We start from the raw sequence: 21,011 nt of genomic DNA on the forward strand, positions 1-21,011 counted from the left end.
CCACCGCCACCCTGCGTGACGAGCACGTGGTGACGACGACGGTGGCGGACAAGCCGGTGGTGATGCGGGCGCCGGGTGCACCGGTGCGTGACGACACCCGGCGGCAGGGCGAGCACTGGGACACCGGTGTCGAGCTGGCGGGTGCGGGCACCCGGGTGTCGGCCGCACTGGCCTCGGCGGCCTTGAGCGCCGAAGCCGAGACGGTCACCGTGCGCGGGCCGTTGCGGGCCGATGTGGTGATGACCGGCGACGAGATCCGCGCGGTCGGCCCGCTCGGGCCGGGGGAGACCAGGGACTCGCTGGGACCGATGCTGCCGGAGTTCCTGCGCTGCTGCGATATCGAGAGCACCGGACTGTGGCACCTCGCCGACGGCCATGACCTGCTGCGCTCCTGGCTGGCGCTGAAATCGCATGCCGACCTGGTGGTGATGGTCGGGGCGACCGGCCGCGGCGCCGCCGACCACCTGCGCACGCTGCTGGCCGATCTGGGCGCACGCATCGTGATCGAACGGGTGGCGATCCGTCCGGGCGGTTCCACGCTGGTGGCGCAGCTACCCGACGGCCGCGTCCTGCTCGGTCTGCCGGGCAATCCGTTCGCCGCGATCGCGGCCCTGCTCGCCGTCGGCCCCGCCGTCATCGACGCGCTCACCCTGCGCACGCCCGGCCCGATCATGTGGGGCAGGCTGTCCGACGCCGGGGTCGCGGCCGGTGAGGCAACCCGGATCGTCCCGGTGCAGCAGCAGACCGGCGGTGTCTGGCGCAGCACCGGCCCCGCGCACACGCCGCACCTGGCCGGTCTCATCGGCTGCCAGGCGCTGGCCGTGCTCCCACCCGGTACCGGCCGCGGCACCCTGGTCGAACTGCTCCCGCTCCCCCACTGAACCCGCGCGCTACGGCCATCGCACGTACCGGGGAAAGACCGCCCGCGCGGCCTCGTCGGCGACTTCCACGAGGACCCGGGCCAGACTGCTCGTGCCGGGGGCGCGCACACCGCCGAGCCTGCCCGACAGTGACAGCGCGGCGACCGCACCGGGCGCGCGGCCCCGGATCGGCACCGCGACGCACACGACGCCGGCGACCGACTCCTCGCGATCGACGGCGACCCCCTGGTGACTACGGACGCGGCCTAGTTCGCGATGCAGTTCGGCCCGGTTGCTGATCGTGCGCGGCGTCAGCTGCGGCAGCCGCTCCCGGAAAGCCAGCTCGACGATGCTCGGTTCCAGGGTGGCGAGCAGCGCCTTACCGACGGCGGTGCAGTGTGCGGGCATCCGGCCGCCGAGGCGGGTGGGGATGCTGTCGCAGCAGCGGCCGACCGCCTTGTCCAGATACAGCACTTCGGGGCCGTCGAGCACGCCGAGGTGCCCGACCATGCCGGTTCGCTGGCACACCTCGTGCAGCAGCGGGCTCACCGCGTCCCGGATCTCGTTGTGCTCGACGGCGAGTCCGCCGAGTTCGAGCGCCCGCGTACCGAGGCGGTAGCCACCTGGTACGTGCGCGAGCCAGCGCAGCCGGACCATCTGATCGATGATGCGGTGCACGCTCGAGCGCGGCAGCCCGGTGCGTTCGGCGATATCGATCAAGGTGCGGACCGGGCTTGCCCCGTCGAACGCGTCCAGGATCAGTGTCATCCGCTCGATCATCGATACCGGCGCCGGACCGCCGCGCTGCGCGGACCCGGCCTGGACGAGCACGTCGACAGTCATGGCTCACCTCATCTACTTCGCACTGCTGTCCCCCATCACAGTGCCGTCCCGACAGCGCGCGGGAATCCCGGAAACTACGGAGATCACCCGGCGACTACGGATCTTGTCCGGCCCCGTGCGCACCGGTCCGACGCCGTACACCCACCCTCGCCACGCGACCGCGCCCCGCACGGATGCGGTCCCACTCAGCGGCGAGCCGGCTCCGCCCACTGGGATTGCTCACCCTGTCCCACCACGGAAATGACAGTGTCAGAGCGTGTTCCGGTTGACCCAGGCGGCGATCTGGGTGCGGGAGGTGAAGCCGAGTTTGGTGAGGATGTGGTCGACGTGGCTCTCGGCGGTGCGGATCGAGATCACCAGTTCCTGCCCGATCCGGCGGTTGCCGTAGCCGAGGGCGATCAGGCGGGCGACATCGCGTTCCCGGCGGGTCAGCACCTCGGGCCCGACCGGTTCGACGGCGGCGACCGGCTGCGGCGAGCTGTCCATCGCGTAGTCGACGGCGTCGTCGAGGGTGAGCGATGCGCCCGCGTCGAAACAGGCGCCGAACTCCTGCTCCCCGAGTGCGCCTTGGACGCGATCGCGGACCCGCTGACCGATGAGCTGGGTCATCGCGTGCGCCAGCCGTTGCGAACTGCCTTGGCGCACAGTCGAAGCCGCGCCCATCAGGCGGGCGGCGCGCACCAGGTCGCCGTCGGCGGCCGCGGCCCAGGCCACGCCGTCCACACTGGTGGCGAGCCAGGCGCACCGATCGAAGAGCCGGAACAGTTCGATCGACCGCCGCAGCGCCGCGACCGAGCCCTCCTGATCACCGTCGCGCCACCGCTGGGTGCCGACCGCCCAGTACGCGAGACCACCGAGCAGGTGGGAGCCGTGCTCGGTGGTCAGGGCCAGCAGGCGGTCGGCCATGGCGCCGGCGACCGGGTCGTCGAGGGCCAGCGCGCAGACGGAGGCGAAGGCCAGGCTCTCCATCTCCACCCGCGGGTGGGCACAGTCGCGCGCGCTCACCGACGACGCCGCGGCGATGTCCAGCGCGGCACGCAGATCGCCCGCCCCGAAGGCCAGGACCGCCCGCGCGATCTCGGCTTCGACCAGCACCTGCGCCGACCCGGATTCGGCGGCGATCTCCGCGCTGGCACGCACGAAATCCGCAGCCGTCGCGGTATCGGACAGCATGGCCGCGATCACCGAGCTCGCCGCCAGCGCCCTGGCCCGGTCGACGCTGCGCTCGGTGTCTTTCGCCAAAGCCTCGGACAACCAGCGATAGCCCTCCAGCAGAAAGTGGCAGTGCTCCCAGAACGGCCACAGCTCGGTCGCGATCTCCAGCGCGCGCCGCGCACCGGCCGGATCACCGAGCGAGAATTGCAGTGCGGCACGGAGATTGGCGTGTTCGCGGGCGACGTCGCGGAACCAGTCGACGTCGGTGGCGCTCCAGTAGTCGGTGCGCCCGCGCCGGGCGAGACGGTAGTAGTACTCACGATGGCCGACGCGGACCGCGTCTTCGGCGCCGCGCGCCCGCAACAGGTCGCGGGCGAACTGACGCAACGGCTCGAGCATCGAATACCGTCCCGCGCCGTCGGCGCCGGGTCCGTAGGCCAGCACCGACTTCTCCACCAACCCGGTCAGCGCGGCCAGGAGCGCGGACGGCGAGCCGACCAGGCAGACCGCTTCCGCGGCGTCGAGGTCGAAGCCGCCCGCGAAGACCGACAGTTGCTCCCAGAGCCGCTGCTCGTCAGGCGTGCACAGGTCATAGCTCCAGCGGATCGCCGAGGCCAAGGTCTGCTGACGATGCGGCGCGGTCCGCAAACCGGTGGTGAGCAGGCCCATCGCGTCGTCGAGACGGGTGAGGACCTGGTCGGGGGTGAACATCCGCATCCGCAGCGCCGCCAATTCCAGCGCGAGCGGAATGCCGTCGAGCCGGCGGCAGATCGCGGCCAGGGTCGCCGCGTTGGCCGGGGTCTTGCGGAAGGCCGGGTCCGCGGCGGTCGCGCGGTCGACGAGCAGCCGGGCCGCGGGGCTGTCGAGGTCGCCGGAGGCCGGATCCGGCACCGACAGCGGCGCGACCGGCATAACCTGTTCGCCCGGCACGCCGAGCGGTTCGCGGCTGGTCGCGAGGATCCGCAGACCAGTCGTCGCGGGGATGATCCGGTCCGCGAGCGCCGCGCACGCGTCGATCATGTGCTCACAGTTGTCGAGGATCAGCAGCAGATCGCGGTCGGCCAGGAAATCGGTGAGGACGGTCAGCGGCGCGCTGGTGTCGTCGCGCAGGCCCAGCTCGCGTGCCACGGTCGCCGTGACCAGGTTCGGATCGCTGACGTGCGCCAATTCGACCAGCCACACACCGTCGGGAAACACCCGCTGCACGGCCTCGCCGACCCGCCTGCTCAACCGGGTCTTACCGACCCCACCCACCCCGGTCAGCGTGAGCAACCGTGTACCGCCGAGCAGTTTCCTGGCCGCCGCGACATCGTCGTCGCGACCGACAAAGCTGGTCACTTCCGCCGGGAGGTTCCCTGACACACGCCTGCCCACGCCGCCTACTCTCGCACGCGCACCGACCTCGGCGGCGGCTTTCGGCACACTCGCGGGGCGGTCGGCCCGACCGCCCCGCTCGGCGCCCCTGTGCTGCGGCGGCTGCCAGGGGCGACCGTACGGGTCGTCCGGGCGCGGCGCGGGCGGCTGCTGCTCGGGTGCGATCGGCGGCGGTACCGGCAGCGGCGGGTGCTCCACCGGCGCAACGGTTTTCGGTCGCGACGGCTCGAAACCCTCGACGGGAGTACGGGCGGTCGCCTCCGCGGCGCGCACGGCCTGCTCGATCTTCGGGTCCGAGGCGGTCTCGAACCAGTCGGCGACATCGGAGTCGTCCTCGATCTTCACCGGCTGTTCGGGCTCGGGTGACGGTTCGTAGCGGAAGACGCCGTCCTCGCCCTTGGTGGCGAAGTTCTGGGCGAAACCCTCGAGCGCCTTGCCGAAGTCGCTGGGCACCAGCCACACCTTGTTGGCGTCGCCACGGGCCACCATCGGCAGGGTCTGCATGTATTGGTAGGCAAGCAGTTCCGGCGTCGGCTTGCCGTTCTTGATGGCCGCGAACACCTTCTCGATCGCCTTGGCCTGACCCTGCGCCTGCAGGTAGGACGCGGCCCGCTCACCCTGGGCGCGCAGGATGCGGCTCTGCCGTTCACCCTCGGCCGACAGGATCGCCGACTGCTTGGCACCCTCGGCGGACAGGATCTGCGCCTGCTTGGCGCCCTCGGCCGTCTTGATCTGCGATTCGCGGGTGCCCTCCGCGGTGAGGATCATCGCCCGCTTCTCGCGGTCGGCCTTCATCTGCTTCTCCATCGATTCCTGGATCGACGGCGGCGGATCGATGGACTTGAGCTCGACCCGGGCCACGCGCAGGCCCCAGCGGCCGGTCGCCTCGTCGAGGACGCCGCGCAGCTGGTTGTTGATCTGATCGCGGGAGGTCAGTGTCTCCTCGAGGGTCATGCCGCCGACCACGTTGCGCAGGGTGGTGACGGTGAGCTGCTCGACGGCGGCGATGTAGTTGCTGATCTCGTAGACGGCGGCCTGCGGGCTGGTGACCTGGAAATACACCACCGAGTCGATCTGCAGGGTGAGGTTGTCCTGGGTGATCACCGGCTGCGGCGGGAAGGACACGACCCGCTCGCGCAGGTCCACCTTCGCGCGGACGCGGTCGGCGAACGGGACGAGGAACGTCAGCTGACCGGACACGGTGCGCGAATAACGCCCGAGCCGTTCGATCACCGCCGCCTCGGCTTGCGGGACTAGAGCGATCGATTTGAAGACCACCACCACGACCAGCAGGACGAGGACGGCGGCCACGATCAAGGCAACCATTGCTAAGGACCCTTCCAGACGACGGCGGTCGCGCCGTCGATCTTCATCACGTAGACGGTCACGCCGGCGTCATAGACGTCGTTCGGGTCCAGCGGCCGCGCGGTCCACACTTCACCACCGAGCTTGACCTGACCCGAATACTCCGCGACCTGTTCGAGCACGAGCGCCGACTTCCCCGGCAGCGCATCGACATTCGTCGCAATCGGGGGCGGGGAACCGAACTTGCGGCGCAGCACCGGCCGCACACCGAGGAACAGCACCCCCGCGACCGCGCCGAACACCAGCGCGTCGCCCCACAGCGGTAGGCCTGCGGCGGCGCTCACGCCCGCGGTGCCGAGCGCGGCGACACCGAGCATGAGCAGCGTGAGATCCCCGGTGAGCATTTCCGCCGCCAGGACGATGCCCGCGATCAGCCAGATTATTGCGGCCACGACCCAAGACTATCCCCGAATGCTGGATTCTGGGCGGGCTCGCCGCCCACGGGCGCGATCTTGGCGTCCAACCGTTTTCGCGCGCCGCTGCCGCGGATGCGGCGTTCGCGCCTCTAAGCTCGGCCGGGTGAGTGGGCGTGACATGTACGGCGGCGACATCTATTCCGGACACCAGCGAACCAAGAAGACACCGGTGCCCAAGGTGAGTGCCGAGCGGGACCTGGTGGTGGAGGACGCGGCGAGCGGATTCTGCGGCGCGGTAGTCGGTTTCGACCGCAGCTACGACGGCGACTTCGTGAAACTCGAGGACGGGCGCGGCGCGGTCCGGCTGTTCGCGCTGCGCGAAGCGGCGTTCCTCATCGACGGCAAACCCGTCACGCTGGTGCGCCCGACCGCGCAGCCGGCCAAGCAGCCCGCCCGGTCGGCGTCGGGGTCCACCCGGGTCGAGGGCCTGCGCGCGCGGGTCGCGCGGACCAGCCGGATCTGGGTGGAGGGCGTGCACGACGCGGCACTCGTCGAGCGGGTGTGGGGACACGATCTGCGGGTGGAGGGCGTCGTCGTCGAACATCTCGAGGGCCTGGACAACCTCGGCGCCCGCCTCACCGAATTCGGGCCGGGTCCCGGCGCCAGGGTCGGCGTGCTGGTCGACCACCTGGTGACCGGCTCCAAGGAGACCCAGCTGACCACCGGCCTCGGCCCGCACGTGCTGGTGACCGGGCATCCGTTCATCGATGTGTGGCAGGCGGTGCGGCCCGCCGCGGTCGGGATCGACGCCTGGCCGACGGTGCCGCGCGGCGAGGACTGGAAGACCGGCATCTGCGCGCGCCTGGGCTGGGGAACGCCGCGGGAAGGCTGGCGCCGGGTCTACGACGCGGTCGGCTCGTTCCGGGATCTGGAGGCGCCGCTGATCGGCGCCGTCGAACGGCTCATCGACTTCGTCACCGAGCCCGAGTAGTCGACCCGCAGGTCAGACAGGTCCTCAGTGCCCGCACGCGAAGCCGGGCAAACCTTTATGCTCGATGATTATGTGCTCTCCCAGTGCCACGCTGACGCTATGGGCCGGCTCCTGGCTGGCCGGTACCAGCGCGCCCGACGACCTCCTGGAGGCACTGCACGCCTGGGCGGCGCGGCACACACTGGCCGCGGGCGATCCGGTCACCGGCGGGCGCAGCGACCTGCCGTGGACCTCGCGCGACGAGGGGGCGGGCACCGGGGTCATGCCGCTGCTGAAGGTGATCCGGGAGGCGATGGCGCCGGCGGGTGCGCAGCTGCGCCTGGTGCTGCCCGCGCCCGGTGACGTGCGCGGGTTGCCGGTCGGCACCGCGTTCGCGGCCGACGCGATCGAGGCCGAGGAAGGCCTGCTGCTCGGTGTTCCCGGCGAGTCGGGCACCGGGCTGATCCCGCAGTGGGACGACGACGAGACCCTGCAGTGGACCGTCTACAGCGTCGACATCCCGCGCGTCACCGGTCCCGACATGTCCCTGGGTGAGGCCGAGTACACGATGCGCGAGGCTGTTCGTGATGCCGCCGACGCCCTCATGCGGCTGCACACCACCTCCGTCGGCAACACCGACGCCGACCCGCGGGAGCAGATCGAAGCGCAGCTGGCTGCGTACTCCCGGCACGCCTACCCCGACTCGATTCCATTGCGCGCCAAGCGCATTCTCGACACCGCCGACCATGTGGCGGCGATTCTCACCGTCGCCCAGCACGAACCGGCGTCCTCGCCGACCTCGGCCACCGCGATCGGTGCGCACGAGTCGCTGCTGCGGCCGCTGTGGAACACGATCCGCGAAGCCCGGCTGGTGGCAGTGCATGCCGCCGCCGGGCCCGCCCGCTAGCCTCGCCGGTCCGTCAACGCCGGTAGGGCTGCTGATACTGCGGATGACCCTGGTATGGCGCCTGCTGCGGATACGGCATCGGCTGCTGCGGCGGGTACGGCTGGGGGTACGGCGCCTGCTGGTAGTGCGGCGGATACTGGCCGTGCGGCTGCTGCGGGTATCCGTGCGGCTGCTGGTACTGCGCCGGATACGGCTGCTGCGGGTGCGGCTGCTGGTACTGCTGGTGCGGCATCTGCTGGGGCGCAGCGTTGTTCGAGCCGCCGCTGAACTTGCGGATGAGCACGATCAGGATGATCACCGCGATCACCACGAGGATGGTGATCCAGACCCAATCGGGCAGGCCGATGCCGATGCTCACGCCGTCACCACCGCCCCCGCGGCGCGCTTCGACAGCGTCCGTCGCGGACGCGAACACTAGTGTGCTCACCGGCATTTCGGCATGATTCATCGGGCCTCCCCCGTCGCGAATGTCCACCTTCCGTCGAAGGTCTGCGGGCAGATGCTAGCGCAGCAGGCGGGCGAAGTGACAAGCGCCGGTTCAGAATCCGCCGATCGCGGTCCTCAGATCGGGCTGGTCGAGGACTTTCAGCGTGGCGGTGCGGACTTCGGGGCAGGTCCGGGTGGTGACGGTGTCGACGATGTTGCGGTTCCAGGAGATCGCGGCGTTCGCGACCGGGTCCCGCACCGTCCACAGTTTCATCGCGCCGGTGAACGCCACCCGGGCGACGGGTGGGCCGAGCGCCTTCCAGGTGCCCTTCTGGCCGTCGAGGATGCCGCAGAGTTCGTCCACCGACGCCTGCGAGATGGTGGGTTCGGTGGGGGCCGGGCCGACGGTCTCATACCCGGAGTCGCCACCGCAGCCGCTCAGTCCCAGCGTCGTCGCTGCCAGGACGAGGAGAACACCCGCCATCCGGCCGCGGCGGGACATTATCGAACGCATCGGAAATCCTCCGATCTGTCGATCACAGTCCCGGAAAAGCCTACTCCCGGGACCCCGCTAGCTCGGCGAATGTTTATCCGGTTGTGTTCATGGCCGGGCCGGGCGCGACGGTGGCGCGCAGCAGCCGGGCGCGCACAAGGCGCCGTCGACGGTGCATCCGTAGCCGGGAACCTCGCCGAGTTCGCGCACCGCCGCACCACCGATCCGCTCCTGGATCAGCTCGACGACCATGCGGGCGAAGCGCGGGTCGGTGCCGGGTGTCGCGGCGCGGGCGAAGGCCATGCCGAGTTCGGCGGCCCTGGCCGATGCCTCGTTGTCCAGGTCCCAGATCACCTCGAGATGATCGGAGACGAAGCCGACCGGGCAGACCACGACGGCGTCGATTCCCTTGCCGTGCAGCACATCCAGATGGTCGACGATGTCGGGTTCCAGCCACGGCACCTGCGGCGGGCCGGACCGGGACTGCCACACCACGTCGTAGTCGGTGAAACCGGTTGCCGCGGCGCACAATCGGGCGGCTTCGGCGACCTGCCTGCTGTAGAGACGGCCACCGTCGGCGGGTGGGCCCGCGGCGATGTCGGCCGAGACCGGGATGGAGTGCGCGGTGAACACCAGGCGCACGGCGTCGCGCCGATCGGCCGGAATCTGATGTACCGCAGCGGTGATCGCGTCGGCGAAGGAGGCGATCAGCAGCGGGTGGTCGAAGTACTGGCGCAGCTTCACCAGTTCGGGCGCGTCCGCCCCGACGGCGGCGCGGGCGCGGGTGATGTCCTCGTCGTACTGGCGACAGCCGGAGTAGCCGCCCCAGGCCGAGGTCGGGAAGACCAGGGCGGAACGCACGCCGTCGGCGGTCATCCGGGCGACGGTGTCCTCCACCCGGGGATGCCAGTTGCGGTTGCCGAAATACACCGGCAGGTCGAGCCCGGCGTCGGCGAGATCGGCCTCGATCGCGGCGATGATCTGCCGGTTCAACTCGTTGATCGGCGAGACGCCACCGAAATGCAGGTAGTGCTTGGCGACTTCGTCGAGCCGCGCACGCGGTACCCCGCGGCCCCGAGTGACGTTCTCCAGAAACGGGATCACGTCCTCGGGGCCCTCGGGGCCACCGAAGGACAGCAGCAGGAGGCCGTCGGTCATCAGTTGGCGGTGAAGCCCTCGGGGAACCACATGTTGTGGCTGGCGCCGCCGTCGACGTAGATGATCGAGCCGGTGGTGGCGGGCAGCCAGTCCGAGAGCAGCGCGACGATCGACTTGCCGACGGCGCGCGCGTCGGCGCCGTCCCAGCCGATCGGCGACGCGCCGTCCCAGTACTCGTCCAGCTGACGCAACTGCTTGGCGTCATCGGTGGCCGTACCGGCGATGGCTTTGGCCGCGAGGGTCTTCACCGGACCCGCGGCGATCAGGTTGGAGCGGATCTTCTTGGCGTAGCCCACTTCCCGGGCCACGTACCGGTTCACCGACTCCAGCGCGGCCTTGGAGACACCCATCCAGTTGTAATACGGCATCGCCACGCGCGGATCGAAGTCCATCCCGACGATGGAGCCGCCCTCGTTCATCACGGGCAGCACGGCGCGGGCCAGCGAGGCGTAGCTCCACGCGGAGATCTCGAAGGACTTCGCCACATCGGGGCCGGGGCCCTCCAGGAACGGCACCGCCTCCGGGCCCATCAGGGTCTTGGGCGCGAACGCGATCGAGTGCAGCACACCGTCGATGCCCTCGGGCGCCAGCTCGCGCAGGGCGTCCGCCAGCGCGCCCAGGTTCTCCTCGTTGGTGACGTCCAGCGGGATCGCCGGCGGCACCTCCTGCGGCAGGCGCTTGGCGATGCGGTCGATCAGCCGCAGCCGCTCCGGGATGCCGGTGATGATCACCTTCGCGCCCTGCTCCTGCGCGACCGCCGCCGCGCTGAACGCGATCGACGAGTCGGTGATGATGCCGGTGACCAGGATGGTCTTGCCTTCGAGCAGTCCGCCCATGAGTTTTCGGTTCTCCCTGAAATCAGTATGGTTGCCGCCACCTTGTCGGCGGCGCGGTGCGATCCGTTAGCGGGTCAGTGACCCATGCCCATGCCGCCGTCGACCGGAATGACGGCGCCGGAGATGTAGGAGGCGTCGTCGGAGGCGAGGAAGCTGATCGCGGCGGCGACATCCTCAGCCTGGCCGATCCGGCCGGCGGGGATGAACTCCAGCGCGGCCTTGCGCATCTCCGGGGTCATGTCCTCGCGGGTCATGTCGGTGTCGATCAGGCCGGGCGCCACCACATTCGCGGTGATGTTGCGCTTGCCGACCTCACGGGTGATGGCGCGCGCCATACCGACGAGACCCGCCTTGGCAGCCGCGTAGTTGACCTGGCCAGGCGCGCCGATCTGACCGACGACCGACCCCAGGAAGATGACCCGGCCCCAGCGGCCCTTCAACATATTGCGGTTGGCGCGCTGGGCGACTCGCCACGCCCCGGTCAGGTTCGCGTCGATGACCTTGGTGAAGGACTCCTCGCTCATCCGCATGAACAGCGTGTTGTCCACGATGCCCGCGTTGGCCACGACGACCTCGACCGGACCTTGATGCGCCTCCACCTCGGCGAACGCCTGATCGACCGCGGCGGCGTCGGTGACATCGCACTTCACGCCGAACAGGCCCTCGGGCACCCCCGATCCGCGGTGCGTGACGGCGACCTTGTGGCCGTCGGCGAGCAGGCGCTGGGCGACCGCGAGACCGATACCGCGGTTACCACCAGTCACCAGGACCGAGCGGGATGTGACGTTCGACATAGGGTCCAACCTATCTGTTCCGGTTCGTGTGCCCCGCGTCAGGGTCGCGGCATGCGACGACTCACCATGCGGGGCAGGGGATGCTAGGGCAGGCGTTGACGATAGAGCAAACTGACCACGACGCCGGCGGTGATGAACAGCATGCCGAACAACAGCCACGGCCTGCTCGCGTCGCCACGGGTGGTCTCGTAGCCGATCTGTTCCTCGAGCGTGTCGTAGACGGCGCGCAGCTCGTCCAGCGAGGAGGCGGTGTAGAACTCACCGCCGGACAGTGTGGCGATCTCCTGCAGCGCGGCGTTGTCGACGGGCACCTTCACCCGCTGCGAACCCTTGCCGTCGGAATCCGGGATCTCGACCGTGCCCCATTCGGTGCCGAAGGAGATGGTCGAGACCGGGATGTTCTTGTTCTTGGCCAGCCGGGCCGCGGTGAAGCCGTGGCGGGGATTGTCCACGTCCTTGTCGTCGGGCACGGTCTGCTTGCCGTCCGACATCAGCACCACGCGCGCCGGTGGCGGGGTCTCCGCGCCGCCGAGCACGGCGGCCAAGGTGTCGATCGACTGCAGGGCGGTCAGGATGCCCTCGCCGGTCGCGGTGCGCTCGGCCAGCTTGATGTTGTCGATCGCGTGCTTGACGGCTTCGCGGTTGGTCGTCGGCGACACCATCACCGACGCGGTGCCCGCGAAGGTGACGAAACCGAGGTTGATACCGGGCGTCAGGCCGTCGACGAATTCCTTACCGGCCTTCTGCGCGACCTGCAGCCGGTTCGGTTCGACGTCGGTGGCCTCCATCGACAGCGACACGTCCATCACCAGCACGACGGTCGCCCGGTTGCGCGGCACCTTCTGCACGGCGGTGGGTCCGGCGGCGGCGATGGTCAGCAGCACGAGGCCGACCAGGATCAGCGCGATCGGCACGTGCCGCATCGGGCTGGGCCGCGACGGGGCGACCCGCTCGAGCACGGACATGTTGCCGAACTGCAGCATCCGCTTGTGCCTGGCGCGCTGCACCAGCACATAGCCGAGCACCAGCAGAGCGATGACCGCCAGGAAACCGAGCCAGACGACGGCCGTGAAATGCGAAATACTCACTGGCGAGGCACCCGCCCGCTCGGGGCGCCGAAGCTGTGGCGCCGGGTGGACACGAACCGGACCACGTCGGCGATCCAGTCCCGATCGGTTTGCAGGGACAGCACCGGCGCGCCGCAGTTGCGCAGTGCCAGGTGCACCTGCTCACGCTGGGCCATGGCCGCGGCCGCGAAATCGGCACGTAGCGTTGGCGTGACGCTGAACTCGCGGGTGCGCCCGGATTCCGGATCGTGCAGCACCACGTCACCGCCGTCGGGCAGGGCGACGTCGAGCGGGTCGAGCACCTCCACCGCGAGCAGGTCGTGGCGCGCCGAGATCGCGCGCAGGGAACGCTGCCAGTCGACGTCACCGAGGAAGTCGCTGATCACCACGGCCAGACCGCGTTTGCGCTGCGGACGGCGCAGCGATTCGATGCCGGCCTTCAGGTCACCGCGGACACCGTCGCGGGCGTGCGGGGTGGTCGCGATGCCGCGCAGCATGGTCTGCGCGTGCAGACGACCGCTGCGGGCCGGGATGCGCACGAGATCCTGACCCGTCGCGACCACGGCGCCGATGCGGTTGCCGCCACCGGAGGTGAGGTGGGTGATCGCCGCGGCCGCCGCGATGGCGAGATCGCGCTTCTGCACCCGGCCTGTGCCGAAATCCAAGCTCGACGACAGGTCGACGACGAGCCAGGTCTCGAGCTCGCGGTCGGCGATCATCTGCCGCACGTGCGGATGGGTGGTGCGGGCGGTGACCGACCAATCCATCTGCCGCACATCGTCACCCGGCTGGTACAGGCGCGCCTCGCCCGGTTCCGAGCCCGGTCCGGGGATGAGTCCCTGATGGTCGCCGTGCAGGACGCCGTCGAGGCGGCGCCGCACCGTGAGTTCGAGCGTCTTGAGCGCGGCCGACAGCTTCGGGTCGGTCAGTTCACCGGCACGGAACGACGGCGGCGCGTGCGACGACAGGGGCACGCGGACAACGGGTTCCGGCGCACTCACTGGGGCGCGACGTGGCCGGCGGGCTGGGACTGCTGCCCGTTCACCGGCTGCGGCACGAGCTGTTGCTGGGCGGGCGGCTGGGGCACCGCGGGCTGCTGCGGGGCGGCCTGGCCGCCGACGGCCTGCGGCGCGACCTGCGGCAGACCGACGGTCTGCAGGACCCGCTTGATGACGTCCTCCGGGGTGACCTCGTCGGCGAGCGCGTCGTAGGACAGCACCAGGCGGTGACGCAGCACGTCCGGGATCACCTCGACGACGTCCTGCGGCACCACGTAGTCACGACCGCGGATTAGGGCCACCGACCGCGCGGCGGCGATGATGCCGAGGCTGGCACGCGGGGAGGCGCCGTAGGCGATCCAGCTGGCGACATCGGCCATGCCGAAGTCGGCGGGCGTGCGGGTCGCGGTGATCACGCGGACGACGTAGTCGACCAAGGCGTGGTGCACGAAGACGTTCGCGGCCAGCTTCTGCAGCCGGATGATGTCCTCGGGCGCCAGGATCTGCTTGGGCTCCGGCGGGGTCACGCCCATCCGGTAGATGATCTCGCGCTCTTCCTCGACCGAGGGGTAGTCGACGACGACCTTGAACAGGAAGCGGTCGCGCTGGGCCTCGGGCAGCGGGTAGACGCCCTCGCTCTCGATCGGGTTCTGGGTCGCCATGACCAGGAACGGATCGGGCATCGGGTAGGTCTTGCCGCCGATCGACAGCTTGCGCTCGGCCATCACCTCGAGCAGTGCCGACTGCACCTTGGCGGGCGCGCGGTTGATCTCGTCCGCGAGCACGAAGTTGGCCACGACCGGACCGAGCTCGGTGTCGAACTCCTCGCGGCCCTGGCGATAGATCCGGGTACCGATGAGGTCGGTCGGCACCAGGTCCGGGGTGAACTGCACCCGGGAGAACGAGCCACCGACGACCTTGGCGAAGGTTTCCACGGCGAGGGTCTTCGCGACGCCGGGCACACCCTCGAGCAGCACGTGACCACGCGCCAGCACGCCGACGAGCAACCGCTCGACGAGCCGGTCCTGACCGACGATGACCCGTTTGACCTCGTAGATCGCCTTCTCGAGAGTCTGGACGTCACGCTCCAGGGTGCTCGGCGTTGCCGATCCGGCGTCCTTCGCCAGCTTCGGCCCGCTCACACCTTCCGTCGAAGTCACCAACATCCCCGCTTTCGCTTTGGTCCTGTGCGTGCGGCACCAACTATTCCATTGAATCCCCCGGTGTGCCGCAACCGACCGGGTCCAGACGCGAATTCGTAGTGCCGACGGCTGGACAGACACCGCGTACCCGCCGCGTCCACCGCCGCACAAGATCAATGCCGACCTGCGCCTATACGCCCCAAAGTAGCCCAAACGCGTCGGCTTCGGGTCGGCACGGCGGATTCCGCGGCGATCTCAGCCGGTGACGATGCGGACCGCGTACGGCATGATCCCGTCCTCGCGGACCGGCGAAATCTTCACCACATCACCGGATTCGGGGGCCTCGATCATCTTCCCGTTGCCCAGGTAGAGCGCGACGTGCTGGCTGCCGCCCGGCCCCCAGAACAGCATGTCGCCGCGTTCGCGGTCCTCGACGTCGACGCGGGTGCCCGCGTTGTACTGATAGCCGCTGTAGTGCGGCAGGGAGACGCCGATGCCGGCGAAGGCGTAGAGCATCAGACCCGAGCAGTCGAAGCCGATCTTGTTGAAGTCGCCGTGCGCGTCGCCGGTGCCGCCGTCGCGGATGCCGAGGGTGGGTCCGTCTTCGTCTCCGCCGCCCCAGGCGTAGGTGACGCCGAGTTGCGACATCGCCCTGTCGATCACCGTCTCGATCGCGGCCGACCCGGTGACCTGAGGTTTCGCCGGTCTGGGTTTGGTCTTGCGTGGCGCGGCCGGGGTGGATTCGAGCTCGGCGTGCGGGCGCTGCCCCTCGCCCAGCTTGGCGGCGCGGTCACGGGCGGCCCGGTCGGCGGCGGCGCGGGCGGCCGCGGCGTTGGCGGCGGCGAGCAGTGCGGCCAGTTCGGCCTTGCGCTGGTCGTCCAAGGCCAGGAACACCTCGCGCCGGCTCTGCGGCCCGGACACCGTCGCGCGGGCGACATCGAGGGCGGACTGGGCTGCCGCGCGGTCGCGCTGGAGCGTGTCGCGGGCCGCGGCCTGGGTGTCGAATTCGGCCTTGGCGACGGTGATCGCGCTATGGACGGCGTTCTTTTTCTGCTCGGCGACCTCGGCGGCGCTGTCGGCATAGGACTGGGCGGAGAGCTGGTCGAAGTCCTGGCGGGCCACGTCGACTGTCGCGCCCGCGTCGGCGAGCGGTGCCTGCGAGTCGGTGACCGCGGCCGCGGCCGCGTCGGCGACGTCCCTGGCGGTCTGCAGGTCGACCAGCGCCTTGTTGACCGCCTCGCGTTTGACGGCGAGCGCGTCGTCGAGGGCCTGTAACTGCTGATCGGCCGCGGCGACCCGGTTGATCAGGACGCCGATCTCGCTCACCCGCGCGTCGACCTGCGCGCCCGCGGTCGCGCCGTCGGGGGGATTGGGCGGCGGCGGTGGCACCGCCGCGACCTGCCCCGCGCCCGCGAGCACGGCCAGCGTCATCAGCAATCCAGCCGCTACCCGCAATAGACCTGGTTCGTCCTGCCTGCCCGTACCGCGCACAGCGCCTCCGAGTGACTCGACTCGACATCCGTCACCGGCGCATCAGCCCACCCACCGATCACAAGAGTCGACCAATGCCCCCTGTACCACTGCATTCACGATCGCGATCACCGCAACCGTACGACACATAGTTCACAAAGGAACCATCTGCCACAGCGACACGGGGGAGCAATTAGCGGATTGCCTGAAAATAGCCTGACGGAGGACGGCTTTTCACGGCAGAAAACAGACCGATGGTCTGGAAATGTTGCTGGAGGGAAACCAGTTACTTGGCAGAACCCACGTCAGCACGGTCGGCCGGCGGCGCAACCTGCGTGTCGGCATCGGGACCGCGGCGCGCCTTGACGACGTACAGTCCGGCGATCACCAGCGCGGTCAGTGTCAGCAACACCGCGGTGATCACGCTCCAGGACATGCCCTCCGGCTGCTCCAGCCGGTCGACGAAGGCCTGCACGGCCTCCTCGGGGTGGTTCCCCTTGTACTTGGCGACATCCTCGGCCCACTCCAGCCGGACGCGGCTGATGCCGTCGCTGTAGGTACCGACCCAGTCGTCACTGAAGACCGCGACGGTGCCGTCAGTGCTTTTGCCCACCTGCGTGGCCAGGTCACGTAGGCTCGAGTCGTGGCCGGGGTTACCTGGAACAACGACGACGCTCAGCGGGATCCCCTCGGATCGCGCCTCGGCGACGATCGCCGCCAGTTTCTCCTGGTTCACGCCCTTGGGGGCGGCGACATGATTGTCGGCGAGATCGGACCGGACACTGCTCAGCACAATATTCGGCGGCAGTTCGGCGGCCATCGGCGCGAAGGTGTGCAAGACGGTCATCTTCCATCCGGTCTGTCGAGCCTCGGTCGCCTACGTTGCGACGGGCATCCAACACTGCAGGGTGAGCGTCACTGCGTCATTCCCCGACTCGCTCGACTGGCACAGTAGCCGACGGTGCGCGCGGACACGCTCGCACGGCACGCCCAACCGCCCCCGCGTATTTCATAGGACAAGCGTACTGTTAGGCTCGTACGGCGAGGAAACCGGCATCTCACGGCGCCGGAACCCCCTCCGAAGACGCGAGTCGCCGGCACAGCCCCGCCGGCGGCACACCCTCACACATGAGTGGAGCTGACGTGACGAAGATTGATACCTTCGGCGCCAAGGGCACGCTCGAGGTCGGAAGCAACTCCTACGAGATCTTCCGTCTCTCGGCTGTTCCCGGCACCGAGAAGCTGCCCTACGCCCTGAAGGTGCTGGCGGAGAACCTGCTGCGCACCGAGGACGGCGCCAACATCACCGCCGATCACATCCGCGCGATCGCGAACTGGGACCCCTCGGCGCAGCCGAGCGTCGAGATCCAGTTCACCCCCGCGCGCGTGATCATGCAGGACTTCACCGGCGTGCCCTGCATCGTCGACCTCGCCACCATGCGTGAGGCCGTCACCACCCTCGGCGGCGACCCGAGCAAGGTGAACCCGCTCTCACCCGCCGACATGGTCATCGACCACTCGGTGATCCTGGACGTCTTCGGCCGCGCCGACGCGCTGGAGCGCAACGTCGAGCTCGAGTACGAGCGCAACGGCGAGCGTTACCAGTTCCTGCGCTGGGGCCAGGGCGCCTTCGACGACTTCAAGGTCGTCCCCCCGGGCATGGGCATCGTCCACCAGGTCAACATCGAGTACCTGGCCCCGACCGTCATGGTCCGCAACGGCCAGGCCTACCCCGACACCTGCGTCGGCACCGACTCGCACACCACCATGGTCAACGGCCTGGGCGTGCTGGGCTGGGGCGTTGGTGGCATCGAGGCCGAGGCCGCGATGCTGGGCCAGCCGGTCTCCATGCTGATCCCGCGCGTCGTCGGCTTCAAGCTGACCGGTGAGATCAAGCCGGGCGTCACCGCCACCGACGTGGTGCTGACCGTCACCGACATGCTGCGCAAGCACGGCGTCGTCGGCAAGTTCGTCGAGTTCTACGGCGCCGGTGTGTCCGAGGTGCCGCTGGCCAACCGCGCCACCCTGGGCAACATGAGCCCCGAGTTCGGCTCCACCGCGGCGATCTTCCCGATCGACGAGGAGACCATCAACTACCTGCGCCTGACCGGCCGCACCGACGAGCAGCTCGCGCTCGTCGAGGCGTACGCCAAGGAACAGGGCATGTGGCACGACGCCGACAAGGAGCCCGCGTACTCGGAGTACCTGGAGCTGGACCTGGGCACCGTCGTGCCGTCCATCGCCGGCCCGAAGCGCCCGCAGGACCGCATCCTGCTCAGCGAGTCCAAGAGCGCCTTCCGCTCCGACATCGTCAACTACGTCGGCGAGGGCGAGCTGACCGCGCTGGACGAGGCGGGCGACGAGTCCTTCCCGGCGTCCGATTCGGTCGCCGTGTCGGCGAACGCCGCCGACGACACCTACACCCCGGCCCACTCGGCCGCCAAGGGTGCCAACGGCCGTCCGTCCAAGCCGGTCGAGGTGCGCTCGGCCGAGCGCGGTGACTTCGTCCTCGATCACGGCGCCGTCGTGGTCGCGGGTATCACCTCCTGCAGCAACACCTCCAACCCGTCGGTCATGCTCGGCGCCGCCCTGCTCGCCCGCAACGCGGTGGAGAAGGGCCTGGCGACCAAGCCGTGGGTGAAGACCAACATGGCGCCGGGTTCACAGGTCGTCTCCGACTACTACGAGAAGGCCGGCCTGTGGCCGTACCTGGAGAAGCTGGGCTTCTTCGTCGGTGGCTACGGCTGCACCACCTGCATCGGTAACACCGGCCCGCTGCCCGAGGAGATCTCGGCCGCGATCAACGACAACGACCTCTCGGTCACCGCCGTGCTGTCGGGTAACCGCAACTTCGAGGGTCGTATCTCCCCCGACGTGAAGATGAACTACCTGGCTTCCCCGCCGCTGGTCATCGCCTACGCGCTCGCGGGCACCATGGACTTCGACTTCGAGACCGACGCGCTGGGCAAGGACACCGAGGGCAACGACGTCTTCCTGAAGGACATCTGGCCCTCGGCCCAGGAGATCGACGACACCATCAAGTCCTCGATCAACCAGGACATGTTCCGCAACTCCTACGCCACCGTCTTCGACGGCGACGCCCGCTGGCAGGGCCTGGCCACCCCGGAGGGCGACACCTTCGCGTGGGACGAGAAGTCGACCTACGTCCGCAAGGCGCCGTACTTCGACGGCATGTCGATGGACCCGAGCCCCGTCACCGACATCAAGGGCGCCCGCGTCCTCGCGCTGCTGGGCGACTCGGTCACCACCGACCACATCTCCCCGGCGGGCCCGATCAAGCCCGGCACCCCCGCCGCGCAGTACCTCGACGCCAACGGTGTGGCCCGCAAGGACTACAACTCGCTGGGCTCGCGTCGTGGTAACCACGAGGTGATGATCCGCGGCACCTTCGCCAACATCCGGCTGCGCAACCAGCTGCTCGACGACGTCTCGGGTGGTTACACCCGCGACTTCACCCTCGAGGGCGGCCCGCAGTCGTTCATCTACGACGCCTCGCAGAACTACCAGGCCGCCGGCATCCCGCTGGTCGTGCTCGGTGGCAAGGAGTACGGTTCGGGCTCCTCGCGTGACTGGGCCGCCAAGGGCACCAGCCTGCTGGGTGTGAAGGCCGTCATCACCGAGTCGTTCGAGCGCATCCACCGCTCCAACCTCATCGGCATGGGCGTTGTGCCGCTGCAGTTCCCGGCCGGCCAGTCGGCCGCGTCGCTGGGCCTGACCGGCACCGAGACCTTCGACATCGAGGGCATCACCGCCCTCAACGAGGGTGTCACCCCGAAGACCGTCAAGGTCACCGCCACCGCCGAGGACGGCACCAAGACCGTCTTCGACGCGGTCGTCCGCATCGACACCCCCGGTGAGGCCGACTACTACCGCAACGGCGGCATCCTGCAGTACGTCCTGCGCAACATGATCCGCGGCTAATAACCTCGGTGTCCGGTGGTGCAGTATCGAATGATGCTGCACCACACGGGCATCCGGTAACGGATGCCCTTTGTGCGACAGCCCCCGTCTCGGAGTTCCGGGGCGGGGGTCCGTGTATTTCCCGTTGGAGGACTCATGCCCAAGGTCAGCGACGACCACCTCGCCGCCCGCCGCAGCCAGATCCTCGACGGCGCACGGCGCTGCTTCGCCGAATACGGCTACGACGGCGCCACGGTGCGTCGTCTGGAAGAGGCCATCGGCCTGTCCCGCGGCGCGATCTTCCACCACTTCCGGGACAAGGACGCGCTGTTCTTCGCTCTGGCCAAGGACGACGCCGAACGGATGGCCGAGGTCGCGGCCAACCAGGGCATCGTGCAGGTCATGCGCGACATGCTCGCCCGCCCAGAGGAATTCAACTGGCTGGGCACCCGCCTCGAGATCGCCCGCCGGGTACGCACCGACCCCGAGTTCCGCGCAGGCTGGACCCAGCGCTCCGCCGAACTCACCGCGGCCACCCTCGCCCGCCTCGAGCGCCGCAAGGCCGCGGGCGCCCTGCGCGACGACGTCCCCACCGACGTCCTGCTCGGCTATCTCGATCTCGTCCTCGACGGCCTCATCGCCCGCATCGCCTCCGGTCACACCGACGAAAACCTTTCCGCCGTACTCGATCTCGTCGAAGCTTCCGTGCGCCGCAGGGACTGAGCAGCGATATCCCAGGAACTCTCCGTCACATTTGTCCGAATTACTTACTCGCGCAGAGTGATTCGATCAACTGATTTGACTTGAAGTCGGCAGCTCCATAACGTCGTGACAAACGCACCAAGTCGGGGGTGCGGCACCATTGTCACCTTGTTC

The 21,011-nt window shown here is 69.3% G+C and carries 18 protein-coding genes and 1 pseudogene; 5 read left to right on the plus strand and 14 right to left on the minus strand.

The window, feature by feature from the left end; all coding sequences use genetic code 11:
* Positions 1 to 881: molybdopterin-binding protein (locus ACFWPJ_RS02010; protein WP_378845971.1), on the plus strand; the 881-nt coding region annotated here is incomplete at its 5' end.
* 9 nt (positions 882 to 890) lie between these two features.
* Here the strand turns inward: ACFWPJ_RS02010 and ACFWPJ_RS02015 are convergent.
* From ACFWPJ_RS02015 to ACFWPJ_RS02030, 4 genes and pseudogenes are all read right to left on the minus strand, one after another.
* Positions 891 to 1,703: an IclR family transcriptional regulator gene (locus tag ACFWPJ_RS02015; RefSeq protein ID WP_378845973.1), complete on the minus strand. Its 813-nt coding sequence runs from the start codon at positions 1,701 to 1,703 to the stop codon at positions 891 to 893.
* Between the two features lie 249 nt (positions 1,704 to 1,952).
* Positions 1,953 to 4,430 carry an ATP-binding protein gene (locus ACFWPJ_RS02020; RefSeq protein WP_378846010.1) on the minus strand — a complete coding sequence of 826 codons (2,478 nt, stop codon included), beginning with the start codon at positions 4,428 to 4,430 and terminating at the stop codon, positions 1,953 to 1,955.
* Between the two features lie 36 nt (positions 4,431 to 4,466).
* Positions 4,467 to 5,558 (minus strand): annotated as a pseudogene (locus ACFWPJ_RS02025) (SPFH domain-containing protein); the annotation flags it as partial.
* A 2-nt stretch (positions 5,559 to 5,560) separates the two neighbouring features.
* Positions 5,561 to 5,989, minus strand: a complete 429-nt coding sequence (locus ACFWPJ_RS02030; RefSeq protein WP_378845975.1) for an NfeD family protein — start codon at positions 5,987 to 5,989, stop codon at positions 5,561 to 5,563.
* Positions 5,990 to 6,116: 127 nt separating this feature from the next.
* On the opposite strand from ACFWPJ_RS02030, the gene ACFWPJ_RS02035 reads away from it, so the two are divergent.
* Entirely contained in the window at positions 6,117 to 6,944 is an 828-nt protein-coding gene (locus ACFWPJ_RS02035) for a DUF3097 domain-containing protein (protein ID WP_378845977.1), read from the plus strand.
* Between the two features lie 70 nt (positions 6,945 to 7,014).
* On the plus strand, positions 7,015 to 7,830 hold the full coding sequence (locus ACFWPJ_RS02040) for a hypothetical protein (protein WP_378845979.1): 816 nt from the start codon (positions 7,015 to 7,017) through the stop codon (positions 7,828 to 7,830).
* 13 nt (positions 7,831 to 7,843) lie between these two features.
* On the opposite strand, the gene ACFWPJ_RS02045 is transcribed toward ACFWPJ_RS02040, so the two are convergent.
* From ACFWPJ_RS02045 to ACFWPJ_RS02090, 10 genes are all read right to left on the minus strand, one after another.
* Positions 7,844 to 8,188: a hypothetical protein gene (locus tag ACFWPJ_RS02045; RefSeq protein ID WP_378845980.1), complete on the minus strand. Its 345-nt coding sequence runs from the start codon at positions 8,186 to 8,188 to the stop codon at positions 7,844 to 7,846.
* 180 nt (positions 8,189 to 8,368) lie between these two features.
* Positions 8,369 to 8,770 (minus strand): hypothetical protein, encoded by a 402-nt coding sequence (locus tag ACFWPJ_RS02050; RefSeq protein WP_378845982.1) that lies wholly within the window; start codon positions 8,768 to 8,770, stop codon positions 8,369 to 8,371.
* 87 nt (positions 8,771 to 8,857) lie between these two features.
* The gene (locus ACFWPJ_RS02055; RefSeq protein ID WP_378845984.1) at positions 8,858 to 9,907 is read right to left on the minus strand and encodes a ferrochelatase; all 1,050 of its coding nucleotides are present in this window, start codon (positions 9,905 to 9,907) and stop codon (positions 8,858 to 8,860) included.
* A complete protein-coding gene (inhA, locus tag ACFWPJ_RS02060) occupies positions 9,907 to 10,743 on the minus strand; it encodes an NADH-dependent enoyl-ACP reductase InhA (RefSeq protein ID WP_189023417.1) in 837 nt (278 codons plus the stop codon). The genes ACFWPJ_RS02055 and inhA overlap by 1 nt, the downstream gene beginning before the upstream one ends.
* A gap of 74 nt (positions 10,744 to 10,817) precedes the next feature.
* Entirely contained in the window at positions 10,818 to 11,537 is a 720-nt protein-coding gene (gene fabG1, locus ACFWPJ_RS02065) for a 3-oxoacyl-ACP reductase FabG1 (protein WP_378845986.1), read from the minus strand.
* A gap of 83 nt (positions 11,538 to 11,620) precedes the next feature.
* Entirely contained in the window at positions 11,621 to 12,625 is a 1,005-nt protein-coding gene (locus ACFWPJ_RS02070; protein ID WP_378845988.1) for a VWA domain-containing protein, read from the minus strand.
* Positions 12,622 to 13,578 (minus strand): DUF58 domain-containing protein, encoded by a 957-nt coding sequence (locus ACFWPJ_RS02075; protein WP_378845990.1) that lies wholly within the window; start codon positions 13,576 to 13,578, stop codon positions 12,622 to 12,624. The genes ACFWPJ_RS02070 and ACFWPJ_RS02075 overlap by 4 nt, the downstream gene beginning before the upstream one ends.
* Before the next feature lie 23 nt (positions 13,579 to 13,601).
* A complete protein-coding gene (locus ACFWPJ_RS02080) occupies positions 13,602 to 14,768 on the minus strand; it encodes an AAA family ATPase (protein ID WP_378845992.1) in 1,167 nt (388 codons plus the stop codon).
* A 231-nt stretch (positions 14,769 to 14,999) separates the two neighbouring features.
* A complete protein-coding gene (locus tag ACFWPJ_RS02085; protein ID WP_378845994.1) occupies positions 15,000 to 16,175 on the minus strand; it encodes an NlpC/P60 family protein in 1,176 nt (391 codons plus the stop codon).
* Positions 16,176 to 16,500: 325 nt separating this feature from the next.
* Positions 16,501 to 17,034: a DUF6676 family protein gene (locus tag ACFWPJ_RS02090; RefSeq protein WP_378845995.1), complete on the minus strand. Its 534-nt coding sequence runs from the start codon at positions 17,032 to 17,034 to the stop codon at positions 16,501 to 16,503.
* A 308-nt stretch (positions 17,035 to 17,342) separates the two neighbouring features.
* Here ACFWPJ_RS02090 and acnA point away from each other — a divergent pair, with 308 nt between their 5' ends.
* Together acnA and ACFWPJ_RS02100 are read left to right on the plus strand one after the other, a co-directional pair.
* The gene (gene acnA / locus ACFWPJ_RS02095) at positions 17,343 to 20,156 is read left to right on the plus strand and encodes an aconitate hydratase AcnA (protein ID WP_378845996.1); all 2,814 of its coding nucleotides are present in this window, start codon (positions 17,343 to 17,345) and stop codon (positions 20,154 to 20,156) included.
* A 135-nt stretch (positions 20,157 to 20,291) separates the two neighbouring features.
* The gene (locus ACFWPJ_RS02100; protein ID WP_378845998.1) at positions 20,292 to 20,858 is read left to right on the plus strand and encodes a helix-turn-helix domain-containing protein; all 567 of its coding nucleotides are present in this window, start codon (positions 20,292 to 20,294) and stop codon (positions 20,856 to 20,858) included.
* Positions 20,859 to 21,011: the final 153 nt, after the last annotated feature.

This window comes from Nocardia sp. NPDC058497 (assembly GCF_042720195.1).
In the GTDB taxonomy this organism is placed as follows: domain Bacteria; phylum Actinomycetota; class Actinomycetes; order Mycobacteriales; family Mycobacteriaceae; genus Nocardia.

What these genes read in the sequence shown, in the direction of transcription:
- ACFWPJ_RS02040 (WP_378845979.1), top strand. Translation starts at nt 7,015, where the DNA reads ATGTGCTCTCCCAGTGCCACGCTGACGCTATGGGCCGGCTCCTGGCTG.
- ACFWPJ_RS02080 (WP_378845992.1), bottom strand. Translation starts at nt 14,768, where the DNA reads ATGTTGGTGACTTCGACGGAAGGTGTGAGCGGGCCGAAGCTGGCGAAG.
- ACFWPJ_RS02055 (WP_378845984.1), bottom strand. Translation starts at nt 9,907, where the DNA reads ATGACCGACGGCCTCCTGCTGCTGTCCTTCGGTGGCCCCGAGGGCCCC.
- ACFWPJ_RS02050 (WP_378845982.1), bottom strand. Translation starts at nt 8,770, where the DNA reads ATGCGTTCGATAATGTCCCGCCGCGGCCGGATGGCGGGTGTTCTCCTC.
- ACFWPJ_RS02015 (WP_378845973.1), bottom strand. Translation starts at nt 1,703, where the DNA reads ATGACTGTCGACGTGCTCGTCCAGGCCGGGTCCGCGCAGCGCGGCGGT.
- inhA (WP_189023417.1), bottom strand. Translation starts at nt 10,743, where the DNA reads ATGGGCGGACTGCTCGAAGGCAAGACCATCCTGGTCACCGGCATCATC.
- ACFWPJ_RS02100 (WP_378845998.1), top strand. Translation starts at nt 20,292, where the DNA reads ATGCCCAAGGTCAGCGACGACCACCTCGCCGCCCGCCGCAGCCAGATC.
- ACFWPJ_RS02090 (WP_378845995.1), bottom strand. Translation starts at nt 17,034, where the DNA reads ATGGCCGCCGAACTGCCGCCGAATATTGTGCTGAGCAGTGTCCGGTCC.
- fabG1 (WP_378845986.1), bottom strand. Translation starts at nt 11,537, where the DNA reads ATGTCGAACGTCACATCCCGCTCGGTCCTGGTGACTGGTGGTAACCGC.
- ACFWPJ_RS02085 (WP_378845994.1), bottom strand. Translation starts at nt 16,175, where the DNA reads ATGACGCTGGCCGTGCTCGCGGGCGCGGGGCAGGTCGCGGCGGTGCCA.
- acnA (WP_378845996.1), top strand. Translation starts at nt 17,343, where the DNA reads ATGAGTGGAGCTGACGTGACGAAGATTGATACCTTCGGCGCCAAGGGC.